The organism is Enterobacter cloacae complex sp. P17RS (genome assembly GCF_014895885.1).
In the GTDB taxonomy this organism is placed as follows: Bacteria; Pseudomonadota; Gammaproteobacteria; order Enterobacterales; family Enterobacteriaceae; genus Enterobacter; species Enterobacter bugandensis.
The window spans coordinates 346,355-363,581 of record NZ_JADBQK010000006.1; the positions used below are offsets into that span (position 1 = coordinate 346,355).

The 17,227-nt window shown below is 52.9% G+C and carries 19 protein-coding genes; 6 read left to right on the top strand and 13 right to left on the bottom strand.

Annotated elements, in window-relative coordinates; genetic code table 11:
• Positions 1–7: 7 nt before the first annotated feature.
• From ulaC to ulaA, 3 genes are read right to left on the bottom strand one after another with little or no spacing between them, the layout of a single operon-like run.
• Positions 8–475 carry a PTS ascorbate transporter subunit IIA gene (gene ulaC, locus IM265_RS07220; RefSeq protein ID WP_193030081.1) on the bottom strand — a complete coding sequence of 156 codons (468 nt, stop codon included), beginning with the start codon at positions 473–475 and terminating at the stop codon, positions 8–10.
• 9 nt (positions 476–484) lie between these two features.
• Complete coding sequence (gene ulaB, locus IM265_RS07225; protein WP_003856022.1) at positions 485–790, bottom strand: PTS ascorbate transporter subunit IIB; 306 nt, start codon at positions 788–790, stop codon at positions 485–487.
• Between the two features lie 12 nt (positions 791–802).
• Entirely contained in the window at positions 803–2,203 is a 1,401-nt protein-coding gene (ulaA, locus tag IM265_RS07230) for a PTS ascorbate transporter subunit IIC (RefSeq protein ID WP_028015265.1), read from the bottom strand.
• Between the two features lie 358 nt (positions 2,204–2,561).
• Between ulaA and ulaG the strand changes: the two genes are divergently transcribed.
• Both ulaG and ulaR read left to right on the top strand, forming a co-directional pair.
• Positions 2,562–3,626 (top strand): L-ascorbate 6-phosphate lactonase, encoded by a 1,065-nt coding sequence (ulaG, locus tag IM265_RS07235; RefSeq protein ID WP_193030079.1) that lies wholly within the window; start codon positions 2,562–2,564, stop codon positions 3,624–3,626.
• A 110-nt stretch (positions 3,627–3,736) separates the two neighbouring features.
• Positions 3,737–4,492, top strand: coding sequence for an HTH-type transcriptional regulator UlaR (gene ulaR / locus IM265_RS07240; RefSeq protein ID WP_024907324.1), 756 nt, complete (start codon positions 3,737–3,739; stop codon positions 4,490–4,492).
• Here the strand turns inward: ulaR and yjfP are convergent.
• Positions 4,489–5,211, bottom strand: coding sequence for an esterase (gene yjfP, locus IM265_RS07245; protein WP_048957686.1), 723 nt, complete (start codon positions 5,209–5,211; stop codon positions 4,489–4,491). The genes ulaR and yjfP overlap by 4 nt on opposite strands.
• A gap of 137 nt (positions 5,212–5,348) precedes the next feature.
• On the opposite strand from yjfP, the gene bsmA reads away from it, so the two are divergent.
• From bsmA to IM265_RS07260, 3 genes are all read left to right on the top strand, one after another.
• Complete coding sequence (bsmA, locus tag IM265_RS07250; RefSeq protein ID WP_028015263.1) at positions 5,349–5,678, top strand: biofilm peroxide resistance protein BsmA; 330 nt, start codon at positions 5,349–5,351, stop codon at positions 5,676–5,678.
• A 136-nt stretch (positions 5,679–5,814) separates the two neighbouring features.
• Complete coding sequence (yjfN, locus tag IM265_RS07255; RefSeq protein WP_032644956.1) at positions 5,815–6,102, top strand: DUF1471 family protease activator YjfN; 288 nt, start codon at positions 5,815–5,817, stop codon at positions 6,100–6,102.
• Positions 6,103–6,273: 171 nt separating this feature from the next.
• On the top strand, positions 6,274–8,205 hold the full coding sequence (locus IM265_RS07260) for a methyl-accepting chemotaxis protein (protein WP_193030077.1): 1,932 nt from the start codon (positions 6,274–6,276) through the stop codon (positions 8,203–8,205).
• Here IM265_RS07260 and IM265_RS07265 read toward each other — a convergent pair.
• Positions 8,202–9,824: an isovaleryl-CoA dehydrogenase gene (locus tag IM265_RS07265; protein ID WP_193030075.1), complete on the bottom strand. Its 1,623-nt coding sequence runs from the start codon at positions 9,822–9,824 to the stop codon at positions 8,202–8,204. The two genes, IM265_RS07260 and IM265_RS07265, sit on opposite strands and share 4 nt — an antisense overlap.
• A gap of 194 nt (positions 9,825–10,018) precedes the next feature.
• Between IM265_RS07265 and IM265_RS07270 the strand changes: the two genes are divergently transcribed.
• Positions 10,019–11,293: an MFS transporter gene (locus IM265_RS07270; protein WP_193030073.1), complete on the top strand. Its 1,275-nt coding sequence runs from the start codon at positions 10,019–10,021 to the stop codon at positions 11,291–11,293.
• A 33-nt stretch (positions 11,294–11,326) separates the two neighbouring features.
• Here the strand turns inward: IM265_RS07270 and IM265_RS07275 are convergent, their stop codons facing one another.
• From IM265_RS07275 to rlmB, 8 genes are all read right to left on the bottom strand, one after another.
• Entirely contained in the window at positions 11,327–12,490 is a 1,164-nt protein-coding gene (locus IM265_RS07275; protein ID WP_069733199.1) for a glutathionylspermidine synthase family protein, read from the bottom strand.
• 2 nt (positions 12,491–12,492) lie between these two features.
• Positions 12,493–13,107, bottom strand: a complete 615-nt coding sequence (locus IM265_RS07280) for a DUF1190 domain-containing protein (RefSeq protein WP_072058719.1) — start codon at positions 13,105–13,107, stop codon at positions 12,493–12,495.
• Between the two features lie 9 nt (positions 13,108–13,116).
• Positions 13,117–13,509: a DUF350 domain-containing protein gene (locus IM265_RS07285; protein WP_047052621.1), complete on the bottom strand. Its 393-nt coding sequence runs from the start codon at positions 13,507–13,509 to the stop codon at positions 13,117–13,119.
• A gap of 19 nt (positions 13,510–13,528) precedes the next feature.
• Positions 13,529–14,182 (bottom strand): DUF2491 family protein, encoded by a 654-nt coding sequence (locus IM265_RS07290; RefSeq protein WP_047366974.1) that lies wholly within the window; start codon positions 14,180–14,182, stop codon positions 13,529–13,531.
• Positions 14,163–15,248, bottom strand: coding sequence for a potassium channel family protein (locus tag IM265_RS07295; RefSeq protein ID WP_193030071.1), 1,086 nt, complete (start codon positions 15,246–15,248; stop codon positions 14,163–14,165). Before IM265_RS07295 ends, IM265_RS07290 begins: the two co-directional genes overlap by 20 nt.
• Positions 15,248–15,946, bottom strand: coding sequence for a PspA/IM30 family protein (locus IM265_RS07300; protein ID WP_047364102.1), 699 nt, complete (start codon positions 15,944–15,946; stop codon positions 15,248–15,250). The genes IM265_RS07295 and IM265_RS07300 overlap by 1 nt, the downstream gene beginning before the upstream one ends.
• 16 nt (positions 15,947–15,962) lie before the next feature.
• Entirely contained in the window at positions 15,963–16,364 is a 402-nt protein-coding gene (locus IM265_RS07305; RefSeq protein WP_048960996.1) for a YjfI family protein, read from the bottom strand.
• Between the two features lie 123 nt (positions 16,365–16,487).
• Positions 16,488–17,219, bottom strand: coding sequence for a 23S rRNA (guanosine(2251)-2'-O)-methyltransferase RlmB (gene rlmB / locus IM265_RS07310; RefSeq protein WP_047364106.1), 732 nt, complete (start codon positions 17,217–17,219; stop codon positions 16,488–16,490).
• Positions 17,220–17,227 lie beyond the last annotated feature (8 nt).

Sequence of the window (17,227 nt, forward strand, 5' to 3'; positions counted from 1 at the left end):
ATTCCTCTTAAACGGCCGCCGCAGTGGCGTTATCAATTAAATCCAGCACTTCCTGCGCGGTGCGGCAGGCGCGTAAACGGTCAAAATTGGCTTCGTCATCAAACAGGTTGACGATCTGCATGATGCCCACCTCCTGGTGGGTGTTGGCATCAACGGCCGCCATGGTGATGAGAATGTCGACCGGGTCGTTATCTTCGTGGTTGAACATCAGCGGCGTTTTCAGGGTCACCAGCGCAAAACCGGTTTTCTTGACGCCCTCTTCCGGGCGGCCGTGCGGCATGGCCAGGCCCGGCGCAATCACGAAATAGGGGCCGTGCTGCGCCACGCCATCCAGAATGGCCTGGTAATAGCGCGGCTCGACAACGTCCGCTTTAACCAGCAGATCCACACTCAGCTTCACCGCTTCCTGCCAGGTGCTGGCGTCGGCCTGTAAAAGGATGGCGTTATTCTCTGCCAGCGAATCACGTAGTTTCATGTGGTGTCCTTACTTCACGTCTTGTGGGAAGTGTTCTTTGATCACTTCCAGCAGTTTTGGCCCGAAATCCGCAGGCGACAGCATGTTGCGCACGCCTACCACATATTTGTTGCCCGACACGCTAATCTCACCGGCAATATGAGTTGAAGCGATGATGATGTCCGCGCCGTTCAGTTCACTTTTGTATTCACCCACTGCGCAGCTGTTCACCGTGTGGTCGATGTTTGACTGGGTCAAAAACTGGTCCACTTTCATCTTCATGATCATGGAGCTACCTTGCCCATTGCCACACACAGCCAGGATACGTACGGTCATAATCGAAACTCCTTAATGAGCAGACACTTCTGCTGTTTGTTTTTCCGCATCTTCTTCAGCTCGCAGCGAACGGCCAGCGAAGAACATATAAGCCAGAGCAATCAGGATGATGACGGCCATAAAGGCCAGACCGACGGAGGCAAAGCCCTGCATCATCGGCGGTGCCAGAATTGACCAGTCCGCCATGCCCATCCAGGCGCTCATACCGGTGAGCTTGACCGCCCACACGCAACCGAAGATTTCCACCATGCCCATCACCAGGCAGATCTTGAGCGCCGCGCGCCAGCCGCCGAAGTGGTTCGCAAACACGCCAATGGTGGCGTTGGAGAAGAACATCGGGATAAAGCCAGGAATGATCAGGATTGAGGAGCCGCAGCCCACCAGGATGCCCACCGCAATCAACTGGCCGATGGTGCCCCACATAAAGCCCCAGACGACGGCGTTTGGCGCAAAGCTATAGATAGCCGCACAGTCAATCGCCAGTACCGCACCAGGGATCAGGCGCTGAGAGATGCCGTTAAAGGCTTCCGACAGCTCGGCGACGAACATACGCACGCCCTGAGTGATGATGAAAATCGCTACCGCGAAGGAGAAACCGGTCTGCAGGATATAGACCGTCCAGTGGGTTTTACCCGCCATCGCCTGCACGACGTCAATGCCGAAAGAGAGCAGAATGGCGCCGAAAAAGAGGGTCATCACAATCGCCGTTGAGACGATGTTGTCGTGGAAGATATTCAACCAGCCAGGCAGTTTGAGGTCTTCGACACTCTCCTCTTTTTTGCCCAGGTACGGCGCAACTTTATAGGCAATCCAGGCGGCAAACTGCTGCTGGTGACCGATAGAGAAGCCACAGCCGTCGGTCACGATCTGCGTTGGCTTGTACATCATGTTGGAGGTGATACCCCAGTAGAGCGAGACCAGCACCGCGGTGCAGATAATCGTGGTCCACATTGGGTAGCCGAAGATATAGAGAGAAACCGCGATCAGCCCCGCCTGCTGGAACATGATGTGCCCGGTGAGCATGATGGTGCGAATGCCGGTAATGCGGCGCAGGAGAACGTAAATGATGTTCAGCGCCAGCGCGAGCAGCACCGCATACCCCACCCAGCTATAGGCATCACCCATGCGATCGATGGTCGCCATCATTGAGGCGTAGGTATCAGAGATAGCGCCGTTGATGCCATACACTTCCGACATTTTGGCGACGACCGGCTTAAACGTGCTGGTCAGAATGCCTGACCCCGCCTGCAACAGCATGAAACCGATAATGGTTTTGATGGTGCCTTTAATAATCACGCTGACGCTTTTGCGCAGCAGGATGTACCCCAGGCACGTCACGATACCCAGCAACAGCGGGGCGTTGGTCATTACCTGATTAAAGAAAACGGTAAAGACGTTGTAGAGGATCTCCATAACTCTCTCCAGAAATGAGAACACGAGGGGCAATCCCTGTGCGGTTGGTGCCATCACTCTATTAATCACAAATAATCACCACAAGATTGCATTTGATTATTTGTGACGCATCACGCAATTTATTTCCATGCTGTTAGTAATGATTTTCACTACCGCACCACAAAAATAAATTAATCCTTATAATTCATCAAATTAATGTTTAATGCAGGATAATCTAACAAGTAAAGAGTGGAGAGTCCGTGAAGTCGCGCAGATAAAATTCCGCATTTTGACCATTGCAAAGCACGTCAAATAGTGCCAGCATTAATCATAACGAATCACTATGTGATTACTTTTGATTAAACCAGGAGTCGAAACGATGAGTAAAGTGAAAACCATTACCCGTGAATCATGGATTCTGAGCACCTTTCCGGAGTGGGGTAGCTGGCTGAACGAAGAGATCGAGCAGGAACAGGTTGCTCCTGGCACGTTTGCAATGTGGTGGCTGGGCTGCACCGGTATCTGGCTGAAATCTGAAGGCGGCGCCAATATCTGCGTCGATTTCTGGTGCGGCACCGGCAAACAGAGCCACGGTAACCCGCTGATGAAAAAAGGCCACCAGATGCAGCGTATGGCAGGCGTGGAAAAGCTCCAGCCGAACCTGCGCACCACGCCGTTTGTGCTTGATCCTTTTGCCATTCGCCAGATCGATGCCGTGCTTTCTACTCACGATCACAACGACCATATCGACGTGAACGTGGCGGCAGCGGTGATGCAAAACTGCGCGGACGACGTACCGTTTATCGGGCCGCAAACCTGCGTAGATCTCTGGATTGGCTGGGGCGTGCCTAAAGAGCGCTGCATCGTGATGAAGCCTGGCGACGTGGTGAAAATTAAAGACATTGAAATCCACGCGCTGGATGCCTTTGACCGTACCGCGCTGATTACCCTGCCGGCCGACCAGAAGGCTGCTGGGGTACTGCCAGACGGCATGGACGAGCGTGCGGTGAATTACCTGTTCAAGACGCCGGGCGGCTCCTTGTATCACAGCGGTGATTCCCACTACTCTAACTATTACGCGAAGCACGGCAACGAACATCAGATTGACGTGGCGCTGGGCTCGTACGGGGAAAACCCGCGCGGTATTACGGACAAAATGACCAGCGCCGATATGCTGCGCATGGCGGAAGCGCTCAACACCAAAGTAGTGATCCCGTTCCACCACGATATCTGGTCAAACTTCCAGGCCGATCCGCAAGAGATCCGCGTGCTGTGGGAGATGAAAAAAGACCGCCTGAAGTACGGCTTCAAGCCCTTTATCTGGCAGGTAGGCGGCAAGTTCACCTGGCCGCTGGACAAAGACAATCTCGAGTATCACTACCCGCGCGGCTTCGATGATTGCTTCACCATGGAGCCAGATCTCCCGTTCAAATCCTTCCTCTGATTGTGAGGCCACATCGCCAGACCCTGTGTCTGGCGATTTCATATTTATTTTAGTAATTTCACGCTATTTCAAATATCATCTTTTCAAATCAATTCTTATCGGAATAGCTCATGACGGAAGCGCAACGGCATCAAATTTTACTGGAACTCCTGGCGCAAACAGGGTTTATCACCGTCGAGAAAGTGATCGAACGTTTAGGGATCTCCCCCGCCACCGCGCGGCGAGACATCAACAAGCTGGATGAGAGCGGCAAGCTGAAAAAAGTCCGCAACGGCGCAGAAGCCATCAGCCAGCAGCGTCCACGCTGGTCGCCGATGAATATTCATCAGGCGCAGAATCACGATGAAAAGGTACGGATTGCCAGAGCAGCATCACAGCTGGTGAACCCCGGTGAGAGCGTCGTCATCAACTGCGGCTCCACGGCGTTTTTGCTGGGCCGTGAAATGTGCGGCAAGCCGGTGCAAATCATTACCAACTATTTGCCGCTGGCTAACTACCTGATCGATCAGGAACATGAGAGCGTGGTGATCATGGGCGGCCAGTACAACAAAAGCCAGTCCATCACGCTCAGCCCGCAGGACAGCGAAAACAGTCTCTACGCCGGGCACTGGATGTTTACCAGCGGCAAAGGTCTGACCGCTGACGGCCTGTATAAAACCGATATGCTGACCGCGATGGCGGAACAAAACATGCTCAACGTGGTGGGTAAGCTCGTTGTGCTGGTCGACAGCAGCAAAGTCGGTGAACGCGCAGGCATGCTGTTCAGCCGCGCAGAACAGATCGACATGGTGATCACCGGCAAAGGGGCGAACCCCGAGATCCTCCAGAAGCTGGAAGATCAAGGGGTGAAAGTCCTGCGCGTTTAAAGATGCTTGCGGAAAAACGCCACCGTGGCGTCCAGCGCCGCTGGCGTGATGCGGTGGCGGACGCCTGTTTCCCACAAACAGGTCAGATTAGCGTCCAGTCCTTCATTCTTTAACGCCTGCTGCAGGCGGAAGGTTCCATCGGGCGGGACAACATCGTCCGCATCACCATGCCATAGCAGCAGCGGGCGATCGGCCAGACGCGGCAATGCCCGGGTCACTTCCCACTCTGCCAGCATCGGCGTAATTTCCGTTAAATCCTGAGGGGGGAAAAGCGTCTTCGCCAGCGAGGTAAAATAGCCCGAGCCCATCAGACAGGCGACAGACCGCACGTCAGGATGATGCGTCATAATCCCCAGCGCCGTCATGCCGCCCATCGACGCCCCGGCCACCGCCAGCCGATTATCGGCCACCAGCCCTGCCTCATAGAGCGCATCGCGCAACCCGGCAAACTCGGTCAGGCTGCCGTGCAGAATGTGCCAGAACTGCCCCAGTCGCGCCCGCTCATTGCCCGTAAAGCGCGCGCCGTGGTCAGGCGCATCCGGCATTACCACGCGAAAACCCGCCTGAGCCAGCGCCACTGCAAAATAACTGTAAACCAGTTTCGATGAGGTAAACCCATGATAAAAAACCACAACAGGCAGCGATTTATCACGTTTCCCTGCCGGCACAGCGTGTAAAATTTCATGGTCGCCGAGATGGCGTATTTCAATTTCAATCATTGTCGACCCTGTACGAATGAATGATTCATAATGTTGAGAACTGGATTACGGTTTGACGCTATTTTCATTCGAAAATTACGTTCCAGATAACACTTCGGGAACATTCCCCCAAAACTAAATTCGCAGACAACTACACTATGGCTAACAGGAAACGAGATATGGTTATGCACAGGTTTGCTGCTTTATTGCTGGTGTTTCTGCTCAGCGGCTGTAGCGCACTGCAGGGTACACCGCAACCCGCTCCCCCGGTTGCCGATCATCCGCAGGAGATTCGTCGTAATCAGACGGAAGGATTACAGCGAATGGGCACCGTCTCCGCGCTCGTTCGCGGTTCGCCGGATGACGCAGAAGACGCAATAAAGGCACAAGCCGTCGCTGCCAAAGCAGATTATTACGTCATTATTATGATCGACGAAACCATCATAACGGGACAGTGGTATTCACAAGCCATTTTGTACCGGAAATAATGGTTTACCTTTGAACGACATTTACACTGCTTTGCGTCCATAGACATTTTCCTGTCCACAATAAACTCCATGCCAGCGACAAGGAATGGGAGTTTATTCGCGAAGGATTGCCCGGCGGATACCGGAAATATGTGAAATGGAGCTGACGATGAAACGAACTCTTGCTTTGACCTCTCTGTTGCTCTCTGCAGGCCTGGTGAGCACCACCGCGCAGTCAGCAGAATTCGCCAGTGCGGATTGCGTAACAGGTCTGAATGAAATAGGCCAGATCTCCGTCAATAACATTCCGGGGAGCCCGCAAGACGTTGAACGTATCGTGGCATTAAAGGCCGATGAACAGGGCGCATCATGGTATCGCATCATCCAGATGCAGGAAGATAACCATATCGACCAGTGGCGGGTACAGGCCATTCTCTACGTATAAATCCTTCCTGATAAAAGCCACTTATTTTTAGTGGCTTTTCGTTTTTGCAAATTTTTTATCTAATTTAAAACCACTATAAAACAATAAAATAACATTTTGTTACATTAATTCAGTAAACGTAATCTCCGCTCTGCCGTTGAAGAACCATACCTTTTCAATGATGAGCAATTTATGATCAATGTTTTCCGCCGTGCGGGCCTTGGAACAAAGCTGTCGCTGCTGACGGGCGTCAGTGTCGCCACGCTGTTTCTGCTTTTCACTTTCCTGCTCAGCCAAAAAGCCAGCCAGCAGCTTGAAGCCCTCGCGGTCGAAGATCTGCATAATCAGTCCACCGGTATGGTCGACATGGTGCAGATGTTTAATACCAGCCTGAGCGAAGAAGTCGAAAGCTACACCAGACTGTTTACAACATTTCTGCCCCAGCCGTTTAGCGTCGATACTCAGCAGACCCGGACCATAAACGGGCTCGCCGTTCCCCTGCTGAAAGGGGGCGACGCTGAACTCCATGAAAATACAACGTTTTCTGATGATTTTCTGAGCCGTACGGGAGCGATCTCAACGCTGTTTGTTCGCAGTGGTAACGACTTCATTCGCGTTGCCACCTCCCTGCGCAAAGAGAATGGCGATCGCGCTATGGGGACGGTTCTGGACACGAGCAGCCCGGCGTTTGCCTCCGTCACGAAAGGCGAGGTGTACCGCGGCCTGGCGCTCCTGTTTGGCAAGCGCTACATAACCCAGTACCAGCCCGTGAAGAACAGTGAAGGTCAGGTTATCGGGATCATCTTCGTTGGGGTGGATATCACTCACTCCTGGAATGTCATGCGCGAGAAAATCCTCAACCGCCGCCTGGGCGAGAGCGGGCACTTCTTCGTGCTGGACCGCAGCAACGGCAAAACGCGCGGTCAGTATCTGTTCCACGCCAGCGAAGAGAGAAAACAGCCGAAGTGGGATAGCGCCACCCAACAGCAGCTGTTGAGCGATTCCTCAGGCACGCTGGAACGCGTAAGCGACGACGGTCGCACGCTGAAAATGGCCTATACGCCGCTGCCCGGCTGGAACTGGACCATCGTCGGTGAAGTGGATAAATCAGTCCTGCTCTCAAGCGTTAACGCCATGCGCGACCGTTTCCTGCTGGCCGGCGTAGCGTTGTCCGTCCTCTTCGCGGGCCTGTTCGTGGTGCTTATTCGCCGGATGCTGACCCGTCCGCTGCGTAACGTGATTGACCTTGCCCGCCAGTATGCCGCGGGCGATTTACGCTCCAGCCTGCCCGTGACCCGCCAGGATGAGGTTGGCCAGCTGGTTGAAGCCATTAACGGTATCGGTGATGGGCTACAAAAAATTGTCCTGCAGGTCCGCGAGGCCGCGGGCGAGATCCATCTGGGCACCAATGCGCTGGCCTCCGATACCGGAGACATCTCCGAGCAGATTAACAAGCAGGCCAGCAGCGTTGAAGAGACCTCCGCCAGCATGGAGCAACTGGCCGCGACCGTGCAGCAAAATGCCGCCAACATGGAGCAAACGCAGCAGCTGGTAGGTGAAACCTCGCGCGCGGTTCATCAGGGTGGTGAAACGGTGACCCATGCGGTTGCCACCATGGACGACATTCGCGAAGCGTCAAAACGTATCGAAGACATCACCCGCGTGATCGAGTCCATCGCGTTCCAGACTAATATTCTGGCGCTGAATGCGGCGGTAGAAGCGGCACGCGCAGGCGAGCATGGAAAAGGTTTTGCTGTGGTCGCGCAGGAAGTTCGCGCCCTGGCAGGTCGAAGCGCCAACGCGGTGAAGGAGATTGAACATCTGATTGGCGATACCCTGCGAAAAGTGGGCGAAGGCCATGCGCTGTCTGAACAGACGCGTCTGGCGATGGATTCCATCATCGTTCATATCGACAACATCAGCCAGCTGGTCACGGAGATTAACCACGCGTCACGCGAGCAGTCCGCGGGGATCGGCCAGGTCAATCTTGCCATGACCCACATTGGCGAAGCGTCGCATATCAATGCCGATCGCATCTCACGCAGCGAGCAAACCGCACGCACGCTGCGCGAGAAAGGGTCACACCTTACCCAACTGGTCAGCCTGTTCCAGCTTAAACGCTAGCCAACCCTGCCCGTGGCGCGCAGCAGCAGATCGCTTTGCACCTGCTCATTCATGAGCGTACCGCCACGGGTATCCAGCATCATGCGGCACCACGCCTGCGCCACGGGCGGCGATGCGTGCCGCAGCATCTGGCTGCCGGCCCCCAGCAAAAAGAGCTGCTGAGCGATCTCCCTCCCCTGCGCCTCCTGCGGTTTACGCAGCTTTTGCTGAAGCTGCCGCCAGCTGCGGTCAAAGTGTCTGTCCTGTCCTTTGACCTGGGCAAACTCGTCGGCAAGCAGGTCGTGGATACCTGACTGCTTCGCCAGCACCCGCAGCACGTCCAGGCACATGATATTGCCCGCTCCTTCCCAGATGCTATTCACCGGCATCTCGCGATACAGGCGTGGAAGTTCATTCTCCTCGCAGTACCCGCCCCCGCCGAGTGCCTCCATCGCCTCCGCCACGAACGGAATGCCCGCTTTGCACACGCTGAATTTTGCGGCCGGGGTAAAAAGCCGCGCCCAGGCGGCCTCCTGCGGGTCGGTGCGGTTATCCCACGCCCGGGCCAGACGGAACAGCAGCGCCGTGTGCCCCTCCAGCACCAGCGCCATACGGCTTAGCACTTCACGCATTAGCGGCTGATCGATAAGATTTTTGCCGAAGGTCTGACGCTGATGGGCGTGGTACAGCGCCACGGAAAGCGCCCGGCGCATTAGCCCGTGGCTGCCCAGCGCGCAGTCGAAGCGCGTCAGCCCGCCCATCTTCAGGATTTGCCGCACGCCTTCTCCCTCTTCACCCAGCAGCCAGCCGGAGGCATCGAGGAACTCCGCCTCGCTGCTGGCGTTCGAGCGGTTGCCGAGCTTGTCTTTCAGACGTTCCAGCCGTACGGCGTTGCGCTGTCCGTCGGGTAAGAAACGCGGGACAAAGAAGCATGACAAACCGCCTTTCGCCTGCGCCAGCACCAGATGCGCATCGCTCTGCGGCACGGAGAAAAACCACTTGTGGCCCACCAGTCGGTAGCTGCCGTCGCTGCATTTTTCCGCTCTGGTGGTGTTGCTGAGCACGTCCGAGCCGCCCTGCTTTTCCGTCATTCCCATGCCGATCAGCAGGCCGCGCTTTTGCCCACCCGGCGCGAGATGGGGATCGTAACGGTCGCTCATCAGCGGCGTTAACCATTCATGAAACGGTTTGGGCAGCGACTGCTGCAACAGCGGCGTGGCGGCGAAGGTCATGGTCACCGGGCATAACGTCCCCGCTTCTACCTGAGCATGGAGCACGAAGCGCGCGGCCCTGGCGACGAAAGAACCTTTTCGTGCCTCTTCCTCCCATGCCAGATTATGTACCCGGTTAGCGCAGAGCCCCTGCATCAGCAGGTGCCATGCCGGATGAAAGCGGACGTCATCCAGCCGCTCACCCGTGGGGTCGTAGCGTAATAGCTCCGGCGGATTCACGTTCGCCAGCCTGCCCAGCTCCAGCGACTCCGCCGTGCCTAACTGCTGTCCGATGCTGGCAAGAAGATCCATATCCCACTCGGCACCCTCGCGCGCAACCGCGTCGCGCAGGGCGCAGTCAGAGAGGAAAAGGTTGCTGTTAGAGAGTGGGGCTGGTTGATTAAAAACGGTATGGGTCTGCCAGTGCATGCTGTCTCCCTCCTTCAGTGGCAATGAAGGTAAGTATGGACAGACCGTATGAACGCTGCATGGGAGTGAGGTCACACGATGGCGATCCCGCTGATATCATTCGTGAAAGAGCTCACAGAACATAAGAATAAACTATTTCATTACTCCGCTTATGTTGAATAATTTATTCTTAACCCGTCTTTGTGAGGATCGTTATGCAACAGGATGCGCACAAGCGAGCATTAATTGCAGGCTCCATTGGTAACTTTATCGAGTGGTATGAATTTGCGGTCTACGGTTTTCTGGCGACCGTGATTGCGAAGAACTTCTTCCAGCTTGAGGGAGAGGCGGGACTGACCAGTCTGATCCTCACCTGGGCCTCGTTTGCCATTGCCTTCTTCTTCCGTCCGCTGGGTGCGGTGGTATTTGGCCGCATTGGTGACAGGATAGGCCGAAAACCGACGCTGATTATTGTGCTGGTGCTAATGACGCTCGCCACCACGGCCATCGGCATCGTGCCCGTCTACGCCAGCATCGGCATTGCGGCACCGCTGATCGTTACGCTGCTGCGCATCCTGCAGGGTCTGTTCGCGGGCGGCGAGTACGGCGGTGCGGTCTCACTGATGACGGAGTTCGCCCCGCGCGGCAAGCGCGGTCTGTACGGCGCGTGGCAGTCCTTTACCGTGGCGCTCGGGCTGTTAGCGGGCGCAGGTATTGTCGCGCTGCTCTCTACCCTCCTCACGCCTGAAGCCCTGCACGACTGGGGCTGGCGCATTCCATTCTTCCTTGCCCTGCCGATGGGCGCGGTCGCGCTATGGCTGCGGGTGAGCATGGAAGAGACGCCGAGCTTTGTGCAGCAGAAGGAAAAAGCGTTCATTGCTCAGGCCAGTACTTCCGCCACGCTCAAAACCATCCTGATGGGCATTGGCCGCGTGATGGTCTGGTCCGCGGCGGGGTATACCTACCTCGTGATCATGCCGACCTATCTGCAGTCTGCGCTGCACACCGGGTTTAATCAGGCGCTGCTGATAGCGGTGATTTCTAACATTGGGTTTGCGCTCACCATCATTCCGTCGGGAATGCTGAGCGACAGGATCGGGCGGCGAACGGTGATGATTATCGCCACCGTGCTACTGCTGATCCTCGCCCTGCCGCTGCTGAAAATTTTGCAGGCGGAGTCCAGTACGATGGCGGTCAAAGCGATTGTGGTGCTGATTGCGGGCAGTCTGGTGGGGATGCTGGCAGGGCCGGGGCCGGCGATGCTGTCTGAGATGTTTCCGACGCGCGTGCGCTATACGGGACTGGGGCTGGCCTATTCGTTATCGAACGCGATTTTTTCGGGCTGTGCGGGATTAATCATTACCGGGCTGATTAAGCAGACGGGTAACCTGGACATTCCGGCCTATTACGTGATGGCAACGGCGGTGGTGAGTATTTTCGCGCTGATGACGCTCAGGAAGGATGACCATTTACGGTCGTTAGAGGAGTGAACCTCAGAGCTGGGGTTTTCACCCCAGCTAAAATTAACCCGCTATGTAGTGGGGAATAAAACGCGAGGTGTCTTTCGTTATCAACGATCCGTCTTCACGAATACCGATTCCGGCAGGTTCATCATCGACCACCCAACTTCCTATCAATGTATAGCTGTTGCCAAAACGCGGTAATGCCTGGAAGCCCTGATAAATCATAGGTTCGTTTGCATAATCACCAGCTTCACTCTCAACAATATTGCGCTGCGCGTCAAAAATAGTCACATTTCCTCCTTCTCGTGAAAAAAGGGGCTTACGGACTAACGGAACGCCATTTGGAATCGACGTTAATTCATCTTCAAACCACGCAGGAAGAAGGTTGGGATGCCCTTCAAAAAAGCGCCACAAAAGGGGTAAAATACCCTTATTGCTGATGACGCTTTTCCAGAGTGGTTCCAGCCATTGCTCTCTTCTGGCACACAGCAGCGGACCATTTTCATCACGCATCATCCATTCCAGAGGGTAGAGCTTAAACGCACGCCGGATAACATTATCGTCAATGTCCGTTAAAAAACCGCCAGTGCCCAGGCCAATATCGTCCATATAGATAAAGCGGGTGTTAAGTCCGGCCTGGACGGCGCAATCTTCCAGATAGAGAAGCGTGCCGCGATCCTCCTCACTCTCTTTGCAGCAGCAGAAGTAGAGTGGAATGTCGGTGGCTAGTTCTGCAAATCGAGCGACAAGCTTATCCTGAATGGAATTAAACTGATCGGCGTCTCGAGGAATGATCCCAGCGCGACGTGCGTCCTCCATCCATTGCCACTGAAAGTAGGCTGATTCATATAGGGACGTCGGTGTGTCGGCATTGTATTCCAGCAGTTTGACACTACCTTCATTAGTCCATACGAAGTCCATACGGCCATACAGTGAAGGATCCTGGCTCTGCCAGCTTTCCGCAATGGCATCCCAGTAAAGCGGCGGAATGGCAAGTTGCGTCATCAATTCTTCACTTTTTACCGCACGATCCACCACATCCAGACACATTTGATGCAGTTCAGCCGTGGGTTTTTCAATTCTTTCTTCAATCTGCTGTAACGTAAAACGGTAGGCACGGCTCTCATCCCAGTAAATTTCATCGTCGATAATATGAAAATGAAAACCATGGTCGCGGGCAATTTTGTCCAGCCCCGAACGAATAGGAACGTCATGACGTAACATAATTACCCTCCCCAGCTTCCACGGGCACTGGATGAGCGCCCATATCCACCCCGAGAGATTGTTGATACGCGCTTTGTTGTATAGCCCATTTGACTGCCGGCCTGCTTACCGGAGTGCCAGACATAGGATGAAGAATTTCGCCACACGGGACGGGAAGAGTAAAATGAACCTCCACTTGTATACCTGTACCCTTCATCAGCGTCTTCTCTGACTTTTTTATTAAGTAAAAATCCTGACAGAACCGGTATCCAGCTATTTTCGATATTGTCGTAATAGCAGTTCTCGAATTGACGTATGCAGTCTTCCCTTGACATATTTTTCGGCATATCTGCTTCAAATTTAGCTTTCGCATTGTTCCATGCATCGCTGCAAACCTGAGCGCTATTGCCATCGTCAACGCACGCTTGCGGCGATGCGTAAAACACGCCATCACCGTCATTATCATCAGCCGAACTATCGCACCCCTTCAGGGCGATAAATGCTGCACCGCCCATAATTGCCAGCGTCAAATACTTCCCGCTTTTGCGCTTTGAGGGTGAAGAGCGGAACGCTGCATCTTGGCTTCCTGATGCAGATCGAATCGGACTAGACTTCCGTGTTTTTTTCTTTTTAGCCATGTTCATTTATTACCATGTCATGCAGGCAGCATTTAAGATCCCGCCAGCCAGTGCTGCCATCCCCATAAATAATCCTGCGGCGTAGTGGCGGTTAACGATTTTTTCACTAATGTTCGGCATATAAATGCGTACGCAGCCATACACCAGTAATTGTACGACTAGCGCAACGCATCCCCATATCAGGTAATCCGGCATGCTAACCGAGTTTACGGCAGCGCTGGACAGAGGAATCACATACCCCAATAGCGTGCCACTGAATGCCGCCGCCGCCGCCAGGTTATTTTCTTTAATCAGTTTCCATTCATCATGTGACGTTATTCTTGAGTAGATGAATAAGAATATGACGGTCATCGCCAGACCGGTTAAGAAGTAAGAGAGAAAAGCAAATAATGAACCCAGCATGGTTTACATCCCCAGAAAGTTATCCAACAATGTTTAGCGAAGTGAGTGGAATATCCACACCTACGGCATACGAAAAGATCCACTCTGGCTCGCTATTATCACAAAATGTCTCTTCGCCAGTTAGCAAAAGGTACTCATACAGATCGGCAGTCGCCTCCCTCTGATATGCCATCATGAAATTATGCACATCCCATTTTTCGTTCTGGTTATTTTCAACGTGTTCCAGCAGGTAAACCGGTTCAACGTTCCCCTCCTCATTCTCGTTAAATATTCTTGTCCAGTCTCGTTCATTCCATTGCAGACTGGGTCTGCCAATTAAAGCTGCACCAATCTCTTTTTGCCATTGTTTCTCCGAAGCAATACCAAAGCTATCCTGATAAATAAAAAGCTTAATATCATCAATACTTTCCCTTTCCATACCACCAGTAGTATTTATCTGCAAAAACTCATCACCAGACGTGTAATAACGATAAATACGACAACCCGCGCCAGCTTCAATCACGCTGCTAGCTGCAATGGTATATTCCTCTTCTGGTAGTTGAGTCAAAAAACGGGCGGACAGTCGAAATGTCAGCGTATCAAGTGTAAACGCCGCACGTTGATGTAATCCCAATGGGCCACGCATCACTGGCTGAGGTGTTTTATTAAATAAATTAAAAAATAAGTTCCGCATGACTTTTCCCTATGTTCTGCCAGCACACCTCATTCGACGAAATGCGACTATTGCCGATTAAATGCAACCACATCCCTCCTCTAACCTCTGTGGAGATCTCAGGGTTAAGCTCCATACCACGACCATTTTTAAAGTGGCTAATCCCCAGCACCGTCGCATCATGTTGCAGTTTCATGTAATGCATTAACGCACCATAAGGTATACAGGAAACCGATGTGGGTACCATCAGCGTGTAACCCGTATCACCCAGCATCGGGTTCATGATTGACGCTACGGATTGAGAAGAGCCAGGATCCTGGATCGAACGGGAAAGCTGTTCGGCTGAAAGATTGCGAACAATCTCTATTGTCGGGCAATGGGTCTCCAGTAAGCCTGCGTAGCGTTCATCCTCAAGATAAGCAACGATATGGCAATGCGCTGGCGCATCGTTTACCAGTGAGAGTGTGGCTGTAAAGGTTTGTTCATCGGTGCTGGCAAAAATGACCACACATGAACAATTTACTAACCCCATCCGTTTTTGCTCTTTCGGATCGCTGTAATTACTTACTTTGAGAAAATCGACATATAAATTATCGGATAAAGGATGCGCTATATCCTGCTGCTCACACAACACTACGCGACTAAATACCCGCTGCTCATCATAAAGCAGCAATGAGATCATTTTCTCTGTCTGATGACCGCGCCAGCCAATCACCAAAACATGGTTATGTAGTGAACTAAAATTGCCCATTCCTGCTATTCCTTTAGCTAATAATCCCTGTACTAACGCGATGATTTTGCCCATCAATGCGCCGAAAAGCCCAACGCCGATAGGGATTTGCCAGAGAGCTGTGAACAACTTCCCTGCTTCGCTCTGTGGACTCAAATCCCCAAAGCCAATCGTCGCCCCAACCACTGAGCTGTAATAAACAAAATCACTTATCCGGCCAACGAGGGTCGTCTCTCCCAACCAACGAAAGACAATAAAGCAAAGCAAATAATGCCCGGCAAACAAGCACAGCAGCGCTGTCCAGGTAAGCCGGAATAAATGTTGCCTGCAAACATTCACGACCCAGGAGAGAAACATTACAGAGCCTGCGTAAGTTTTAACCGTTCAAGAACCGCCTGTGCGGAGCTTGTTCCTGTGGTACCCACGCCTGCCTGCGCGAGTTTCTCTTCAAGCTCACGTCCATCCGCCACTTTTTCCAGTTGCGCTACCGCATCCAGTTTGGCCTGACGTTCAGCCTGACGCGTCTGAAGTCTTTTTAAAGACTCTGCGGCCGTCGTTACGTTCGATGTTGCTCCAACCGTTGACGTCGTCACGGCCTGTTGCGCCCGCTGCATGGCTTCCGTGGCTTTAACAACCTCCAGCTGCTGTTCAAACTGATTAATACGTTGTGAAGTAATAGCTACGGCTTTTTCAATATTATTTCTTGAGGTTTCAAGAGAGTCCAAAACCTGTGCTTCACGAGTAATGGTATTCTCAAGTCGGGCGATTTCTTCTGCAACCTCGTTTAGCAACGCAGCATCAATATTCTTGCTCATTCCTTCTATCGCTCGTGACTCAAGATATTGCTTCCGCTCCCGCAACTCGGAAAGCTTGTCATTACTGAGCTTCACCCGGGCAAGCAGATCTACCCGGGATTTGCCTGCTTTATCAAGCTCAGCTTTTGCATCCCGGATGTGCTGCTCCAGCATCCGAACGCCCTGCGCTTCTTCTATTGCTTCATCGGCCTGATTGAGTAGTGATTTACCCAGTGTAAAAAGATTCTTCAAGATGCCCATACCTTTCCCTTACCTGTTACTTTATAAATTCTTGTGTAAGCTCAGCCAAATCCAGCGCATTCGCCGCAAGGGTTGTAATTTCCAGAATAATATCCTCAAGAGAAGAACTTACGGATAAGGCACCAAAAGCGACATAATATTCATCATGCTGAATTTGCGAAATTCCAACAGAAGATAAGGGAAGCATTTTTTGATTACGTAATAAGAAGAGGTTGAAGTCAGCCTGGCGCTTAATGTCATTAACAGGACATATATAGGTTTCAATGATAATTTGCTGGGATGTAATAAAAATACTTAATGGCAAATCGCCATATTCATTCATTTTTATAATAAGTACATCATTGTTATTTTTTAAATCAATATAAATATCGCGCCGGCGCGACAATTCATCGGCAAGCGATGAGAGAGACCATCTCATAATTTCATCCATGTGTTAGTTTTAAATATATTTATAAAAGCCGAAATCACTTCGGTCGTTATATTACCAGCCAGGGCATAAAAAAAGCCACCCGAATTGGGTGGCTTTTTTACAGATTAATAATCAGCTACGCTGGCGCACCGCTTCAAACAGGCAGATACCCGTTGCAACGGAAACGTTCAGAGACGACACGCTGCCCGCCATCGGGATGCTGATCAGCTCGTCGCAGTGCTCGCGCGTCAGACGACGCATGCCTTCACCTTCCGCCCCCATCACCAGCGCCAGACGGCCGGTCATTTTGCTCTGATACAGAGTATGATCCGCTTCGCCCGCGGTACCGACGATCCAGATATTCTCTTCCTGCAGCAGACGCATGGTGCGCGCAAGGTTGGTCACGCGGATCAGCGGAACGTTTTCCGCCGCGCCGCAGGCTACTTTCTTCGCCGTCGCGTTCAGTTGGGCAGAGCGATCTTTCGGTACGATCACCGCGTGCACGCCCGCCGCATCCGCGCTGCGCAGGCACGCGCCGAGGTTATGTGGATCGGTGACGCCATCGAGGATCAGGAAGAACGGATTCTCCAGCTCAGCAATCAGATCCGGCAGATCGTTTTCCTGATACTGACGGCCCGGCTTCACGCGGGCAATGATCCCCTGGTGCACCGCGCCTTCGCTTTTCTCATCCAGGAACTGGCGGTTCGCCAGCTGGATCACCACGCCCTGCGCTTCCAGCGCGTGGATCAGCGGCATCAGACGTTTGTCTTCACGCCCTTTCAGAATAAACACTTCCTGAAAACGCTCCGGTGCGCGCTCGAGAAGGGCCTGCACCGCATGGATGCCGTAAATCATTTCACTCATTGATGGTT

Coding starts and splice junctions, on each gene's coding strand:
- ulaR (WP_024907324.1), top strand. CDS start 3,737: ATGACGGAAGCGCAACGGCATCAAATTTTACTGGAACTCCTGGCGCAA.
- ulaG (WP_193030079.1), top strand. CDS start 2,562: ATGAGTAAAGTGAAAACCATTACCCGTGAATCATGGATTCTGAGCACC.
- IM265_RS07305 (WP_048960996.1), bottom strand. CDS start 16,364: ATGAGATGGTCTCTCTCATCGCTTGCCGATGAATTGTCGCGCCGGCGC.
- IM265_RS07270 (WP_193030073.1), top strand. CDS start 10,019: ATGCAACAGGATGCGCACAAGCGAGCATTAATTGCAGGCTCCATTGGT.
- IM265_RS07265 (WP_193030075.1), bottom strand. CDS start 9,824: ATGCACTGGCAGACCCATACCGTTTTTAATCAACCAGCCCCACTCTCT.
- IM265_RS07300 (WP_047364102.1), bottom strand. CDS start 15,946: ATGGGCATCTTGAAGAATCTTTTTACACTGGGTAAATCACTACTCAAT.
- IM265_RS07285 (WP_047052621.1), bottom strand. CDS start 13,509: ATGCTGGGTTCATTATTTGCTTTTCTCTCTTACTTCTTAACCGGTCTG.
- IM265_RS07280 (WP_072058719.1), bottom strand. CDS start 13,107: ATGGCTAAAAAGAAAAAAACACGGAAGTCTAGTCCGATTCGATCTGCA.
- yjfN (WP_032644956.1), top strand. CDS start 5,815: ATGGAGCTGACGATGAAACGAACTCTTGCTTTGACCTCTCTGTTGCTC.
- yjfP (WP_048957686.1), bottom strand. CDS start 5,211: ATGATTGAAATTGAAATACGCCATCTCGGCGACCATGAAATTTTACAC.
- bsmA (WP_028015263.1), top strand. CDS start 5,349: ATGGCTAACAGGAAACGAGATATGGTTATGCACAGGTTTGCTGCTTTA.
- IM265_RS07295 (WP_193030071.1), bottom strand. CDS start 15,248: ATGTTTCTCTCCTGGGTCGTGAATGTTTGCAGGCAACATTTATTCCGG.
- IM265_RS07275 (WP_069733199.1), bottom strand. CDS start 12,490: ATGTTACGTCATGACGTTCCTATTCGTTCGGGGCTGGACAAAATTGCC.
- ulaA (WP_028015265.1), bottom strand. CDS start 2,203: ATGGAGATCCTCTACAACGTCTTTACCGTTTTCTTTAATCAGGTAATG.
- ulaC (WP_193030081.1), bottom strand. CDS start 475: ATGAAACTACGTGATTCGCTGGCAGAGAATAACGCCATCCTTTTACAG.
- IM265_RS07290 (WP_047366974.1), bottom strand. CDS start 14,182: ATGCGGAACTTATTTTTTAATTTATTTAATAAAACACCTCAGCCAGTG.
- ulaB (WP_003856022.1), bottom strand. CDS start 790: ATGACCGTACGTATCCTGGCTGTGTGTGGCAATGGGCAAGGTAGCTCC.
- rlmB (WP_047364106.1), bottom strand. CDS start 17,219: ATGAGTGAAATGATTTACGGCATCCATGCGGTGCAGGCCCTTCTCGAG.
- IM265_RS07260 (WP_193030077.1), top strand. CDS start 6,274: ATGATCAATGTTTTCCGCCGTGCGGGCCTTGGAACAAAGCTGTCGCTG.